The organism is Pseudomonas sp. Mn2068, assembly GCF_049319725.1.
Lineage (GTDB): Bacteria > Pseudomonadota > Gammaproteobacteria > Pseudomonadales > Pseudomonadaceae > Aquipseudomonas > Aquipseudomonas gingeri.
Window position 1 is genome coordinate 130,451 of sequence record NZ_JBMOUG010000010.1, and the last position, 13,304, is coordinate 143,754.

Annotated in this window: 13 protein-coding genes; 5 read left to right on the plus strand and 8 right to left on the minus strand. The window is 64.6% G+C overall.

The genetic code is table 11. The features are described 5' to 3' along the window. Positions 1–77: 77 nt before the first annotated feature. Positions 78–722 carry an HAD family hydrolase gene (locus ACL9RJ_RS22090; protein WP_177118831.1) on the minus strand — a complete coding sequence of 215 codons (645 nt, stop codon included), beginning with the start codon at positions 720–722 and terminating at the stop codon, positions 78–80. 28 nt (positions 723–750) lie between these two features. Next, positions 751–1,299 (minus strand): gamma carbonic anhydrase family protein, encoded by a 549-nt coding sequence (locus tag ACL9RJ_RS22095; protein WP_177109202.1) that lies wholly within the window; start codon positions 1,297–1,299, stop codon positions 751–753. Positions 1,300–1,353: 54 nt separating this feature from the next. Between ACL9RJ_RS22095 and prlC the strand changes: the two genes are divergently transcribed. Continuing rightward, entirely contained in the window at positions 1,354–3,453 is a 2,100-nt protein-coding gene (gene prlC, locus ACL9RJ_RS22100) for an oligopeptidase A (protein ID WP_177087393.1), read from the plus strand. Next, the gene (locus ACL9RJ_RS22105; protein ID WP_017129236.1) at positions 3,450–3,734 is read left to right on the plus strand and encodes a YheV family putative zinc ribbon protein; all 285 of its coding nucleotides are present in this window, start codon (positions 3,450–3,452) and stop codon (positions 3,732–3,734) included. Before prlC ends, ACL9RJ_RS22105 begins: the two co-directional genes overlap by 4 nt. Before the next feature lie 51 nt (positions 3,735–3,785). On the opposite strand, the gene ACL9RJ_RS22110 is transcribed toward ACL9RJ_RS22105, so the two are convergent. From ACL9RJ_RS22110 to ACL9RJ_RS22130, 5 genes are all read right to left on the minus strand, one after another. Continuing rightward, positions 3,786–4,736: a SphA family protein gene (locus ACL9RJ_RS22110; RefSeq protein WP_177118830.1), complete on the minus strand. Its 951-nt coding sequence runs from the start codon at positions 4,734–4,736 to the stop codon at positions 3,786–3,788. Positions 4,737–4,827: 91 nt separating this feature from the next. Further along, positions 4,828–6,279, minus strand: a complete 1,452-nt coding sequence (locus ACL9RJ_RS22115; protein WP_422765678.1) for an aldehyde dehydrogenase — start codon at positions 6,277–6,279, stop codon at positions 4,828–4,830. Positions 6,280–6,333: 54 nt separating this feature from the next. After that, the gene (locus ACL9RJ_RS22120) at positions 6,334–7,620 is read right to left on the minus strand and encodes an MFS transporter (RefSeq protein ID WP_422765679.1); all 1,287 of its coding nucleotides are present in this window, start codon (positions 7,618–7,620) and stop codon (positions 6,334–6,336) included. Positions 7,621–7,741: 121 nt separating this feature from the next. After that, complete coding sequence (locus ACL9RJ_RS22125; protein ID WP_017129232.1) at positions 7,742–8,728, minus strand: helix-turn-helix domain-containing protein; 987 nt, start codon at positions 8,726–8,728, stop codon at positions 7,742–7,744. Positions 8,729–8,801: 73 nt separating this feature from the next. Then, entirely contained in the window at positions 8,802–9,290 is a 489-nt protein-coding gene (locus ACL9RJ_RS22130; RefSeq protein WP_422765680.1) for a GlcG/HbpS family heme-binding protein, read from the minus strand. Between the two features lie 212 nt (positions 9,291–9,502). Between ACL9RJ_RS22130 and ACL9RJ_RS22135 the strand changes: the two genes are divergently transcribed. Then, positions 9,503–10,450 (plus strand): LysR family transcriptional regulator, encoded by a 948-nt coding sequence (locus ACL9RJ_RS22135; RefSeq protein WP_177118827.1) that lies wholly within the window; start codon positions 9,503–9,505, stop codon positions 10,448–10,450. Here the strand turns inward: ACL9RJ_RS22135 and ACL9RJ_RS22140 are convergent. Then, positions 10,428–11,072, minus strand: a complete 645-nt coding sequence (locus ACL9RJ_RS22140; RefSeq protein WP_177109195.1) for a tyrosine-protein phosphatase — start codon at positions 11,070–11,072, stop codon at positions 10,428–10,430. The genes ACL9RJ_RS22135 and ACL9RJ_RS22140 overlap by 23 nt on opposite strands. Before the next feature lie 173 nt (positions 11,073–11,245). Between ACL9RJ_RS22140 and ACL9RJ_RS22145 the strand changes: the two genes are divergently transcribed. Together ACL9RJ_RS22145 and ACL9RJ_RS22150 are read left to right on the plus strand one after the other, a co-directional pair. Next, on the plus strand, positions 11,246–12,304 hold the full coding sequence (locus ACL9RJ_RS22145; RefSeq protein WP_177087402.1) for a PA0069 family radical SAM protein: 1,059 nt from the start codon (positions 11,246–11,248) through the stop codon (positions 12,302–12,304). A gap of 263 nt (positions 12,305–12,567) precedes the next feature. Further along, the gene (locus ACL9RJ_RS22150; RefSeq protein WP_017129227.1) at positions 12,568–13,299 is read left to right on the plus strand and encodes a carbonic anhydrase; all 732 of its coding nucleotides are present in this window, start codon (positions 12,568–12,570) and stop codon (positions 13,297–13,299) included. Positions 13,300–13,304: the final 5 nt, after the last annotated feature.

A 13,304-nucleotide genomic window follows, 5' to 3' on the forward strand; every position in this document is an offset into this window, starting at 1 on the left:
ACAAAGCCAGGCCCATGACGCCGGCGCTACGGTGGGAGCGGGCTTGTCCGCGAAAGAAGGCGACTCGCCCTGGCGCCCTACACAAACGCCCGATGCAGGTCGGCCAGGGTCTGGAAGTGATACGCCGGCTGTTCGCCCTCCAGCTCCGCGAAGCTGCCGAAACCATAACCCACCGCCGCCGCGTCCAGGCCGTTGCGTCGGGCGCCGATCAGGTCATGCTTGCGGTCGCCGATCATCAGCGTATTGCCCGGCTCCAGTTTTTCCTCGGCGATCAGGTGGGCGATCAGCTCGACCTTGTCGGTCCGGGTGCCGTCCAGTTCGCTGCCGTAGATCATCTTGAAGTGCCGGGCAAAATCGAAATGCCGGGCAATCTCGCGGGCGAACACCCAGGGCTTGGACGTGGCGATGTACAGGGTGCGGCCTTGTCCGCCGAGGGTTTCCAGCAAGGGCGTGACCCCATCGAACACCCGGTTTTCATACAGCCCGGTGACCTTGAAACGCTCGCGGTAGAAATTCACCGCTTCCCAGGCCCTGGCCTCGTCGAAACCGTAGAACTGCATGAACGCCTGCAACAGCGGTGGCCCGATAAAGTGTTCGAGCTTGCTCAGGTCCGGCTCGTCGATGCCCAGCTTGTCGAGGGCGTACTGGATCGAGCGGGTGATGCCCTCGCGCGGGTCGGTCAGGGTGCCGTCGAGGTCGAACAAAATCGTCTGGTAGTGCATGAAATACCCCAATCTGTACAAAAAACGATCAGTCGGCCCGATGGTAGCCTTCGGCGATATGCTGATCCTTGAGCTTCACGTAGTTCGAGGCGCTGTAGGTGAAGAAAGCCTTCTCCTTGTCCGTCAGGGCGCGCACCTGCTTCACCGGGCTGCCGACATAGAGAAAGCCGCTGGCCAGGCGCTTGCCCGGCGGTACCAGGCTGCCGGCACCGACGATCACCTCGTCCTCGATCACCGCGCCATCCATGACGATGCTGCCCATGCCGATCAGGATCCGGCTGCCGACGCTGCAACCGTGCAGCATGACCTTGTGGGCGATGGTCACGTCGTCACCGATCAGCAGCGGGAAACCCTCCGGATTGAAGGGCCCGGCATGGGTGATGTGCAGCACGCAGCCATCCTGCACGCTGGTGCGGGCGCCGATGCGGATGCGGTGCATGTCGCCACGGATCACCGTCAGCGGCCACACCGAGCTGTCGGCGCCGATCTCGACATCGCCGATCACCACCGCCGACGCATCGACAAAAGCCCCGGCGCCAAGGGTCGGCGTGTGATTCTGATAGGTGCGAAGGGTCACGATAGGCTCTCTCTCTGTTGCTGATAGCTGCGGTGGGCATTGATTGTAATTAAGATGGCCCCATCTTTGTTCTTACATGTTTCTCCAGCCAAGGTACCCACCGTGAGCGCGAACAACCCTCTTCTGCAGTCCTACGACCTGCCGCCGTTCTCGGCGATCCGTGCCGAGCACGTGCAACCGGCCATCGAGCAGATTCTCGCCGACAACCGTGCCGCCATCGAAGGCATCCTGCAAAGCCAGGGGAAAAATCCGAGCTGGGCCGGCCTGGTCCTGGCCATGGACGAGCTCAATGACCGCCTGGGCGCCGCCTGGAGTCCGGTCAGCCACCTCAACGCCGTGTGCAACAGCGCCGAGCTGCGCGAAGCCTATGAGGCCTGCCTGCCAGCCCTGAGCGCCTACTCCACCGAGTTGGGCCAGAACCGCGCCCTGTTCCAGGCCTTCGAGGCGCTGGCCAACAGCCCCGAGGCCGCCGGCTTCGACGTGGCGCAGAAGACTATTCTCGAACATTCCCTGCGTGACTTCCGGCTCTCGGGTATCGACCTGCCGGAGGCCGAGCAGAAGCGTTACGCCGAAGTGCAGAGCAAGCTGTCCGAACTGGGCAGCCGCTTCTCCAACCAGTTGCTCGATGCGACCCAGGCCTGGACCAGACACATTGTCGACGAGGCCGGTCTCGCCGGGCTCAGCGCTTCGGCCAAGGCACAGATGGCCGCCGCCGCCCAGGCCAAGGGCCTCGACGGCTGGCTGATCACCCTGGAATTCCCGAGCTACTACGCGGTGATGACCTACGCCGAGGACCGCGCCCTGCGCGAAGAGGTGTACGCCGCCTACTGCACCCGTGCATCGGACCAGGGCCCGAACGCCGGCCAGAACGACAACGGCCCGGTGATGCAGGAAATCCTCGACCTGCGCCAGGAGTTGGCGCAATTGCTCGGCTTCGCCAGTTTCTCCGAGCTGAGCCTGGCGACCAAGATGGCCGACTCCAGCGACCAGGTGCTGACCTTCCTGCGCGACCTGGCCAAGCGCAGCAAGCCGTTTGCCGCCCAGGACCTGCAACAGCTCAGGGCCTACGCCGCCGAGCAGGGCTGTGCCGAACTGCAAAGCTGGGACAGCGGGTTCTACGGCGAGAAGCTGCGTGAACAGCGCTACAGCGTTTCCCAGGAAGCCCTGCGCGCCTATTTCCCGATCGACAAGGTGCTCGGCGGCCTGTTCGCCATCGTCCAGCGCCTGTACGGCATCGAGATCGCCGAGCAGAAAGGCTTCGACACCTGGCACCCGGATGTCCGCCTGTTCGAGATCAAGGAGAACGGCCAGCATGTCGGCCGCTTCTTCTTCGACCTCTACGCCCGCGCCAACAAGCGTGGCGGTGCCTGGATGGACGGCGCCCGCGACCGTCGCCGTACCGTCGATGGCGTGCTGCAGAGCCCGGTGGCGAACCTGGTGTGCAACTTCGCCCCGGCCGACAGCGGCAAGCCTGCGCTGCTGACCCACGATGAAGTGACCACCCTGTTCCACGAATTCGGCCACGGCCTGCATCACCTGCTGACCCGCGTCGAGCACGCCGGTGTCTCCGGCATCAATGGCGTGGCCTGGGATGCGGTGGAATTGCCGAGCCAGTTCATGGAGAACTGGTGCTGGGAGCCGGAAGGCCTGGCGCTGATCTCCGGCCACTACGAAAGCGGTGAGCCGCTGCCCCAGGACCTGCTGGAAAAGATGCTCGCGGCAAAAAACTTCCAGTCCGGCCTGATGATGGTCCGCCAGCTGGAGTTCTCGCTGTTCGACTTCGAACTGCACGCCACCCACGGCGACGGCCGCAGCGTGGCGCAGGTTCTCGAGGGCGTGCGCGACGAGGTCTCGGTGATGCGTCCGCCGGCCTACAACCGCTTCCCCAACAGCTTTGCGCACATTTTCGCCGGCGGTTACGCGGCGGGTTACTACAGCTACAAGTGGGCTGAAGTGCTGTCGGCCGATGCCTTCTCCAGGTTCGAGGAAGAAGGCGTGCTCAACGCCGAGACCGGTCGCGCGTTCCGCGAGGCCATCCTGGCCCGTGGCGGCTCCCAGGCGCCGATGGTGCTGTTCGTCGACTTCCGTGGCCGTGAGCCGTCGATTGACGCACTCTTGCGCCACAGCGGCCTGAGTGAGGACGCGGCAGCATGAGTGAGGCACCCGTGACCAGGACCAAGAAGCGCTTTATCGCCGGGGCGGTCTGCCCGGCGTGCAGCGAGCAGGACAAGCTGATGATGTGGAGCGAGGACGACGTTCCGCACCGCGAGTGCGTGGCCTGTGGCTATGCCGATACGCTGAACGAGCAAGGCTTGTCGGTGCCCAGGGAGTTGGGTACGCGGGTCAACACGCCAGTGGTGAAGGTCGCCGACAAGAAAGTCCAGACCGTGCAGTTTTTCCCCAATCCGAAGCTGAAGAAGGCCGAGGACAAGTAACCTCCCGCGTGCCGGTCTCCCGAGGCGTTTCGCGCCCGGGAGACCGCGTTCCTATTTGCCGAACGGGATGATGAATTTCAGCCACAGTCTTTCGCCCTGGGGCCGATATTCGCTTTCGAACTCGTGCTGCCAGGTGGCGATTATCTGCGCCGGTCCGGCGTTGTACCTGATCGCCGGTCCCAGGGCGAAGGCCTGGCCCTTCAGGCCGTCCAGGCTGTCGATGACATCCTGCGTCGCCCGGTCGCTGACGTGGTCGTCGGTGGTCTGTTTGTAGTAATAGCCCGAGACCCCCACCTGCCACTGGTCGATGTTGTAGCCGGCGGCGAAGTCGACGTGCAATTCCTGCCCGGAGCGGTAGTCGCTGCCGGTCGGGTTCAGCCCGGTGATCTGGGCGGAGGTGTTCTTCTGGTTGAAGTCGTACATGAACTTCATGTCCAGGGCGAAGCCGTTGGGGTCGTAATAGGCAAACGCCACGACCGGTTCGAAGTTCCAGTAGTGCCGGCTGAAGTTGGCCTGGGCGTTGCGATCGTAGCTGCCGATGGGCACGTTGATGTCCAGGCCGGTGGTGAGATGCAGCCCGTTGTCGAAATGCCAGCCCATGATCAGCGGGTTCACGGTGATGTCCCCGACACCCCGGCGATGATCGTTGACCCCCGCCGCATCGACCTCCAGATCCACCAGCGGGACGATGAGGTGGCCGCCCCAGTTCGCGCCCATGAAGGTCTTGTCGCTGACATAGACGGTTCGCGAGACCAATGCCTCGGCGCGGACCTTGAAGTCCGGGAGAAAGCCGGAATGGCCGTTGCCGTCATTGAAGCGGTTGGCGCTGTATTGCGTCAGGTAGGTCAGCTCATAGAGACCGGGCGGCGGCAGTGCCCCGGCCAGGTAGTTCTCTGCACCGTTGGGATACACACCGCCTCCGGTTTCCGTTGCCTGCGCAGTGTTGATCAGGCCGAGCGAGGCACAGAGTGTGGTGGCGATGCCGATGTGTCTGATAGTCATGGTTCGATCTTCTTATTAGTGGCCGGTCATACGCCCGGCAGCCGTCGGCCGAGCGCATGGAAGGCAGTGGGTTGCGGTGGTCTTTTCGCAGTTACAGCGGGTAATGGCGCGGTTGCTGCTGGATGGTCAGCCAGCGCAGGTCGGTGAACTCGGCGACCCCGGCCTCGCCACCGAAGCGACCATGGCCCGAAGCCCCCAGGCCACCGAACGGCGCCTGGGGTTCGTCGTGGACCGTGGCGCCGTTGATGTGGCAGATTCCCGAGCGGATCCGCCCGGCGACGTCCATCGCGCGGGAAATGTCGCGGGTGAACACGGCGGCGGACAGGCCATATTCGCTGTCATTGGCGATGCGGATCGCGTCTTCCTGGTCCTTGGCCCGGATCACCGAAACCACCGGCCCGAACGATTCCTGCGTATACAGCCGCATGGCCGGGGTGACCTGGTCGATGACATTCGCCGGGATCAGCACGCCCTGCCCGTCGTCACCGGCCAGGCGTGTCGCGCCGGCCGCCAGGGCATCGGCGATCAGTGTCCGGACCCGCTCCGCGGCCTGGGGGTCGATGACCGAGCCCAGTGGCGTCGAGTGCTTGCGTGGGTCGTCCGCGCGCAATGCCATGGCCCGCTGTGCCAGGCGTTCGACGAAGGCTTCGGCGATGCCAGGGGTGACGATGACCCGCTCGGTGGACATGCAGATCTGTCCCTGATTCATGAAGGCGCCGAAGATCGCAGCATCCACGGCCGTTTCAAGATCGGCGTCATCGAGCACCAGCAACGGCGCCTTGCCGCCCAGTTCCAGCAGCGCCGGCTTGAGCTGGCGCCCGCAACGTTCGGCGATCAGCCGGCCGACCCGGGTCGACCCGGTGAAATTCACGCGTCGCACCGCCGGAGCATCGATCAGGGCATTGACGATGGCGCCGGCGTCCTCCGGGGCGTTGCTGAGGACATTCACCACCCCCTTGGGAAACCCCGCCCGCAGAAAGGCCTGGCCGATCAGCGAGTGCGTCTGCGGGCAGGCTTCCGAGGCCTTGAGAATGACACTGTTGCCACAGGCCAGCGCCGTGGCGATTGCCCGCACCCCGAGGATCACGGGTGCGTTCCAGGGGGCGATCCCCAGCACGACGCCGGCGGCCTGGCGGATCGACATCGAGAAACAGCCGGGCATGTCCGACGGGATGGTTTCGCCCCGGACGGCCGTGGTCAGCGAGGCCGCCTCGCGCAGGATCGATGCGCCCAGGGCGATGTTGAACGTGGCCCAGCCCTGCGTGGCACTGGTTTCCCGGGCCATCGCCGCCGTCAGTTCTGCGCTGAGGCCGAGCAGCTCCCGGGCCGCCTCCAGCAGCAGGTTGCGCCGGTAGTCCGGGCCGCTCCGGGACCAACTGACAAAGGCCTGGGCGGCGGCTTCGACCGCGCTGGCGGTGTCGTCGAGGGTGGCGGCGGCGGCGGTGGTGGCCACGGTGTCCGCGACAAAGTCGTGGCGCACGAAGGTCGCACCGTTCGAGGCGGGCCGCAGCTCGCCATTGATCAGTAACAGGGTGTTCGACATTTTGCGAATCTCTGGTTGGGAAGAAGCGATTGCGTGGTCCGTGTCTCGCCGGTTTCAGGGCGCCACGGTCCCGGCTTCCTTGCGCCGGGTGCGTTCGTTCGCGGCCTGGACAAGGCGTGGCGCGGTTTCGCGCAGCAGCAGCGCCAGGCAGGTACCAATGGCCAGGCCGACCATGGGAATCCAGAACACCTGGCCGATCCCGAAGTGCTGGGCGACGAAGCCGGCGATCACCGGGGCCACGCCGCCGCCGAAGAATTCGCCGGCCCCGGAGACGAAACCGATGGCCGAGGAAGTCAGTTGGGGGGATACGGCCTCGGTCGGGATGGGCCCGGTGAGGATGGAAGCCAGGCCGAGGCCGAAGAACGCGGTAATCGCCAGCCAGATGAACAGCGTCACGCTGTCCGCCGGGGCATGGAAAAAGCACCAGGTACCGATGGCGGCGCCGATAAACGCGATGACGGTCGCCAGCCGCCGGCCGATGATGTCCGACAGTCCCGAGATGGCGAACTCACCGAGGAACCCGCCCCAGCCCATCGCGGACAGGACAAAGCCCATGGTGGCGGGCGTCAGGTGCAGTTGGTCCACCAGATAGCTGGGGACCATCGCACCCATCACGAATACGCAGCTCATGGTGCAGAACAGGCAGGCAGCGGCCAGCAGCGCATTGCGTGACTTGAGCACCTGCAGCCATGACGGCCTGTCGGCCGCCAGCGTTGCGGCGCGTGCCTGGCGGGTGAGGTGTGGCGGCTCGCGCAACACGCGATAGAGCAGATAGGCCACCACCAGCCCCGGCAGGGCGACGAGCATGAACACCTCGCGCCAGGACGGCACGACGGCCAGCAGTTGCGTGGCGAGAATCGGTGCGATGCCGAAACCGAACAAGGCGAAGGTGCTCAGTTGCAGGCCCTGGTTCAGGCCGCGTCGGCGCGGGTGGGAGGCCTCGGCGGTGGCGGCCACGCTGACCGGGCAGAAGGCGCCCTCCGCGGCCCCCATCACGCCACGGACCAGCAGCAGCGAGAGAAAGCCGGTGGCCATTCCAGAGAAGCCCGACAGCACGGAAAAGATCAGCAGTGCGAGGATCAGGATGGCGCGTCGGCCGATCCGGTCGGACACGTTGCCGATCAGGATGGAGAAGGCTCCCCAGGACAGGGCCAGGGCGCCCACCAGCGTGCCGAGCTGGCTGTAGCTCAGGTGCAGGTCCTGCATCATGGCGGGAAACAGCGGGGCGAGAATCCAGCGGTCCAGGCCCACCAGGCCAAAGCCCAGCGCCAGCAGGAGGACGGCTTTCCATTCGTATCGCGAGTCGTGCGGTGTGGCGGATGTCTGATTATTGTTATTCATTTTTCTCTCCGGAAGCGGCCCGCCCGTTCTGTCGCGGGCACGTATCGGGGGAGATTACGGCGTTGCCCGCGCGGTGCTTTGCCGCCAGGGAACGCCGGGTTTGTCGAGCGTGAACGCCGCCTCAGTGAGTGGCGTTCGACACGTCGGGCACAGCTATCGACGACAGGACATCGGCCCGATAGCGGGTGGGGGTCAGACCGAACCGGGCCTTGAACGCCTTGCTGAAATGCGCGGCATTGTTGAACCCCCACTGATAGGCGATTTCGGTGACCGAGCGGCTGGCCAGGCGACCGTCGCCGAAGGCGTCGCGGACACGCTCCAGGCGCGACTGCCAGATGAACTGGGCCAGGGTGCTCTCGTCGTCGCTGAATGCCTTGTGCAGGTTGCGTTTGCTGCAGCGGAAGCGGCTGGCGATCAACTCGACGTTCAACTGCGGGTTCATCAGGTTCTGTTGCACGAAGTCGTGGACCTGCAAACGCAGGATCTCGCGGCTGGAGGACGTTGCCGACTTGTGCCCGGATTCGAGCAAGGCCATGCGCAGCAGATGGGTGGCGATGGTGCCGAGTTCGGCGCGGGAACTGTGCTCGACTTCGTCGATCTCCGAAAACAGCCGTGCCAGATAGGTCGGCAGCATGCGTTCGATACCCGCGCACCGGCCGAAGCCGCGGGCGGTCAGGGCGCCGACTGCACCATGGCGCAGGCCCAGTTCCGAGCGTGGTACCAGCATCACCAGTTGGCGAACCTGCGTGAGGTTGGTCACGCTGTAGGGGCGCCGCGTGTCATACAGCGCCCACTGGCCCGGCTCCAGGCATACCTCGCGGTCGCCCTGGGCAAAGATCGCCCGCCCACGTTGCTGCACCACCAGCTTGACCAGGTCGCGATCGTCACGGGAGATCATCGCCTGGCCACGTTCGACCCTGTGGGGCGTGGCGTCCAGCCGGCAGTACTGCAGGGTTCCGGCGTGACCGAACATGGCCGAGGCCTCGAAAGGGCCGTCACCGATCACCTGGGTATCGAGTCGACCGACCACGTCCCAGATCAGGTTGCTCCACTGGTCGAGCTTTTCCCTGAGGGTTCCCACCGTGTTGAACTGAGAAGATGGCGTCATTCGGCATTTCTCCCGGCTTGCGGTTTATTGTTGTTTTATCGGCGCAGCGGTCCCGGCATTCGGCTGTGGTGCGCTAGCGGGCCAGCGCCTGGAGGATGGCCCCGGCCAGTGCGGCATCGTCATCGGAGTTCGCCCCCGCGACACCGATGGCCCCCTGCAACCGACCTTGGGCAAGGACCGGCAACCCACCCCGTAGCGCAAGGATTCCCGGCAGTCCCAGGTAAGTCGTGTTGCCCTGCTGCACGGCATCCTCCAGCACCTTCGTATCCATGCCGTAGGCGGCCGCGGTCCGGGCCTTCTTGGTCGCCGCATCGCCCATGCCGCTCGGTACGCTGGCGGGACGGGTGAAGTACAGCAGGTGCCCACCGGCATCGACGATACTGATGGCGACCCGGTCCGGGTGGAACGCCGGTTCGTGACCGACGGCCTCGATGGCGGCGGTCGCCGACTTCAGGCTCAGCTCCGCGGCCATGCCTGGCGGGCTCGTCAGCAGGCCCAGCGACAGGCTCAGGGTGGCGCAGGCAGCGAGGTAGGAGGGCTTCGGGCGACGGTAAAGAGGCATGGCTTGATCTCGTTCTCAGGGCATTGTGCCAAAGGCACCCCTTTCATCATCGCCGTCGCCGACAGTGTGGAGAAGAGCCGCCTTGCGCGGAATGCCTCACTCCTACAGAGTGAGCCGGGTATGCCTGGACCACGCGTAAAAGGCATAGTATCGATGCTGGACAGCGGTGCCCGGCAGCGTGCGGCAAGGGGGGGCTGCCCGAGGAGGAAAGCATGCTCGATCGAATCACCGGAATGCAGATCTTTACCCGTGTCGCCTCCTCCGGGAGCCTGTCGGCGGCGGCCAGGTCCCTGGCAATTTCCCAGACGCTGGCCACCAAGCACATCGCCGCCCTCGAACAGCAACTCGATATCAAGCTGTTTTTGCGCAGCACCCGCGGCTTGAAACTGACTGCCGCCGGCGAGCGTTATCTGGCGGGCGTGACGCGGGTGTTGCGGGATATCGAAGCGCTGGAAGAGGACGCCGCTGCCGATGACGCGGCCGTGCGCGGCTTGCTGAGATTGAATGCCCCGGCGTCGTTCGGGCATCGGATCCTGGCGCCGTTGCTGGCCGGGTTCTCCCAGCGTTACCCCGGGCTGAACATCGACCTGAGCCTCGACGACAAGCGCGTCGACCTCGTCGAGGAGGGGTGGGATCTGGTCATCCGGATCGGCAAGCTGAAAAGCAATACCCTGCGCGCGCGTCGCCTGGCTCCTTGCGAGCTGGTGGTCTGCGCGGCGCCCAGCTACCTGGAGCGCAGCGGGGTGCCCGCGACGATCGAGGAACTCATCAACCATAACTGCATCGGCTATACGCTTTCGGAACACCTGGGTCCGCGCCGGTGGACGTTCGGGGCACAGGGCGAACGCTCGGTGCCGATCCGCGCGACCTTGTCCATCAACAACGGTGACGCGATCGTTGCCGCTGCGCTCGAAGGCTACGGCATCATCTACAAGCCCTTGTTCATGGTGCACCAGCATTTGCAGGACGGCCGCCTGGTGGCCCTGCAACTGAATCATCCGCCCCTCGGGCTGCATGATGTGTTTGCGGTGTTCCAGGGGGCGCGCAAGCCGCCGGAGAAGGTGCGGGTGCTGATCGACTTCCTGCTGGAGCAGCTTCAGGCACCCCTGCCCTGGATCAGCGGCAGGCCTGCCCTGGTCAGTGGGCGTTGGCCGACTTGAACCAGTTCTGCACGTTGCAGGTGGCAAACGGGCTGGTGCTGCAATCGCCGTTGGCCAGGGCCGTGCGCAGTTTCTCGATATCGGCCTTCATCATGTAGCGGATGCCGTCCTTGAAGTGCGAGCTGTCACCGAACCCGCCCTGGGTCATCTCGCTCAGCGCGTCTTCCTTGCTCCAGCCCTCGACGACCACGCGGTACATGGCGGCCATCAGGCCGGTGCGGTCGGAGCCGTGCTTGCAGTGCATGAGCACCGGACCGTTGGCCTGCGCGTCCTTGATCGCCCGCAACGCGGCCAGTACGTCGGCATCGTCGACGTGGTTGGTCCGGTACGGCAGTTGCACCTGCTTGATGCCTGGCGCGAACAGCCAGCTGGAGTCCGACTCCGGCAGGAAGTTGATCACCGTGCCGATCTTCAACCGCTCCAGCAGCGGCAAGGCGTCCTTGTCCGGCAGGGCGCTGCGGTAGAGCGTCGGGCTCATTTCGTTGAGGTTGTACTTGTCGCCGACGGGCTGGGCCCATTGCGCCGGACGTTCGGCGGGCGCGCTGTCGGCCTGGGCCAGGGGCAGCAGGAGCAGGGTGGTCAGGGCCAGGCCAAGGGCGGAGAGGGTACGGAGCAGCGACATGGGAAAGTGACCGAGAGAGGGACAATGGGCACAGCATGTCCTGGCGTCGGTCAAGAGCCTGTGAGGCGGGCGTCAAAGATTTGTGATCGGGACGGGGGCGCCTGCCCGACGGTGCTAGGCAGAATCGCCCGACTCCATTACTGTATATAGATACAGTAATGGAGCATTCTCCAATGTCCACCCCTCTCCCGCCCCGTGGCCGTGGCACGGCGACCAACCCGCACAACCGCTTCGCGCCGAACCGCTCGGTGGCCGAGGACGACGGCTGGTACCAGGAAGTCCCGCTGACCCAGGGCACCGAGGTGCGCATCGAGACAGCGAAGACCATCATCACCCGCAACACCTCCCCCGACCTGCCCTTCGACCGTTCCATCAATCCCTATCGCGGCTGCGAGCATGGCTGCATCTACTGCTATGCGCGGCCCAGCCATGCCTACTGGGACATGTCGCCGGGCCTGGATTTCGAGACGCGGCTGATCGCCAAGAGCAATGCGCCGCAGGTGCTGGAGCAGCAGTTGTCGAAGCCGGGTTATCGCTGCGCGCCGATCAACCTGGGCTCCAACACCGACCCCTACCAGCCTATCGAGCGCGAGCATCGGTTGACCCGGAGTACCCTCGAAGTCCTGCTGCGCTACCGGCACCCGGTGACGATCGTGACCAAGGGCTCGCTGATCCTGCGGGACCTCGACCTGCTGGTGGAACTGTCCCGGCAGCGGCTGGTGGCGGTGATGATCAGCCTCACGACCCTGGACGACGAGCTCAAGCGCATCCTCGAACCCCGGGCGGCGGCGCCCAAGGCGCGTTTGCGCGCCATCCGGGTGATGCGCGAGGCGGGAATCCCGGTCGGGGTGTTGTGCTCGCCGATGATTCCGATGATCAACGACAGCGAGATCGAAAGCCTGCTCACCGAGGCCCACGCCGCTGGTGCCCAGAGCGCGGCCTACATGATGCTGCGCCTGCCCCTGGAGGTGGCGCCGCTGTTCGAGGAATGGCTGGCGGCCCATTATCCGCAGCGTGCCGCCCACGTCCTGAGCCTGATTCGCCAGAGCCGTGGCGGGGAATTGTATGACAGCCGTTTCGGTGCGCGGATGCGCGGTGAAGGTCCGTTCGCCGACCTGCTGGCCCAGCGCTTCGCCAAGGCCCTCAAGCGCCTCGGGTTGAACCGCCGGGAAGGATTCAACCTCGATTGCAGTCTTTTCTGCCCGCCGGGAGCGCAGATGTCACTGCTCTGACGTAAGCTGCTGGAGCAGGAGTAGCGTGGCTTTCCGATTGTCTTTATCGGTTGTAGGGGAAATCCTTCGAGCGATGTGGAACACCCGTCCTAGAGCCTCTGATTCAGTTTGAGTTAAGTTTTTGAGGGTATGGTGATTTCGCCTGTTTCCTACAAATGACAGGCAGTGTTCAAGGAATCGGGCGTGCTGACCCGAAGAACGCTGGCTCTGAGCAAGCCAAATCAGGAAAATCCCCTTCAATCCGTCAGAAAAGAGGATGAATCATGAGTGACAAGGATAAACAGCCATTGGCTGCGTCGGCTTCAGCGCTCCCCGAGACCGAAAGCGCCGATGCAGCACTGCAGCATATCGTCGATGGCTTTCTGCATTTTCATCATGAAGTCTTTCCGCAGCAGCAAGAACTCTTCAAGAAGCTCGCCACGGCGCAGCAACCGCGGGCGATGTTCATTACCTGTGCCGACTCGCGCATCGTTCCCGAACTGATCACCCAGAGTTCCCCCGGCGACCTGTTCGTCACCCGCAATGTCGGCAACGTGGTGCCGCCCTACGGGCAGATGAACGGTGGCGTCTCGACCGCTATCGAATACGCCGTGCTGGCCCTTGGCGTGCAGCACATCATCGTCTGCGGGCATTCGGACTGCGGGGCGATGCGCGCGGTGCTGACCCCCGAAAGCCTGGAAAAGATGCCGACGGTCAAAGCCTGGTTGCGTCACGCCGAAGTGGCGAAGACCATGGTCCAGGAAAACTGCGATTGCGCCAATGAAGGCGAAAGCATGCAGGTGCTGACCGAGGAAAACGTGATCGCCCAGTTGCAGCATTTGCGCACCCATCCGTCGGTGGCCTCGCGCATGGCCAACGGGCACCTGTTCATCCACGGCTGGATCTACAACATCGAAACCAGCGAAATCAAAGCCTATGACGCGGATCGGGGCTGTTTCCTGCCTCTGGACGGCACTCGTCCAATCCCGAGCGCGACGCCCAAGGCCCGCTTCTGAAGCCT

Excerpts from the sequence above, each read along its gene's own strand:
- ACL9RJ_RS22145 (WP_177087402.1), top strand. The coding sequence starts at position 11,246 with ATGTCCACCCCTCTCCCGCCCCGTGGCCGTGGCACGGCGACCAACCCG.
- ACL9RJ_RS22125 (WP_017129232.1), bottom strand. The coding sequence starts at position 8,728 with ATGACGCCATCTTCTCAGTTCAACACGGTGGGAACCCTCAGGGAAAAG.
- ACL9RJ_RS22120 (WP_422765679.1), bottom strand. The coding sequence starts at position 7,620 with ATGAATAACAATAATCAGACATCCGCCACACCGCACGACTCGCGATAC.
- ACL9RJ_RS22130 (WP_422765680.1), bottom strand. The coding sequence starts at position 9,290 with ATGCCTCTTTACCGTCGCCCGAAGCCCTCCTACCTCGCTGCCTGCGCC.
- ACL9RJ_RS22135 (WP_177118827.1), top strand. The coding sequence starts at position 9,503 with ATGCTCGATCGAATCACCGGAATGCAGATCTTTACCCGTGTCGCCTCC.
- ACL9RJ_RS22090 (WP_177118831.1), bottom strand. The coding sequence starts at position 722 with ATGCACTACCAGACGATTTTGTTCGACCTCGACGGCACCCTGACCGAC.
- prlC (WP_177087393.1), top strand. The coding sequence starts at position 1,354 with ATGGCCCCATCTTTGTTCTTACATGTTTCTCCAGCCAAGGTACCCACC.
- ACL9RJ_RS22140 (WP_177109195.1), bottom strand. The coding sequence starts at position 11,072 with ATGTCGCTGCTCCGTACCCTCTCCGCCCTTGGCCTGGCCCTGACCACC.
- ACL9RJ_RS22110 (WP_177118830.1), bottom strand. The coding sequence starts at position 4,736 with ATGACTATCAGACACATCGGCATCGCCACCACACTCTGTGCCTCGCTC.
- ACL9RJ_RS22150 (WP_017129227.1), top strand. The coding sequence starts at position 12,568 with ATGAGTGACAAGGATAAACAGCCATTGGCTGCGTCGGCTTCAGCGCTC.
- ACL9RJ_RS22105 (WP_017129236.1), top strand. The coding sequence starts at position 3,450 with ATGAGTGAGGCACCCGTGACCAGGACCAAGAAGCGCTTTATCGCCGGG.
- ACL9RJ_RS22115 (WP_422765678.1), bottom strand. The coding sequence starts at position 6,279 with ATGTCGAACACCCTGTTACTGATCAATGGCGAGCTGCGGCCCGCCTCG.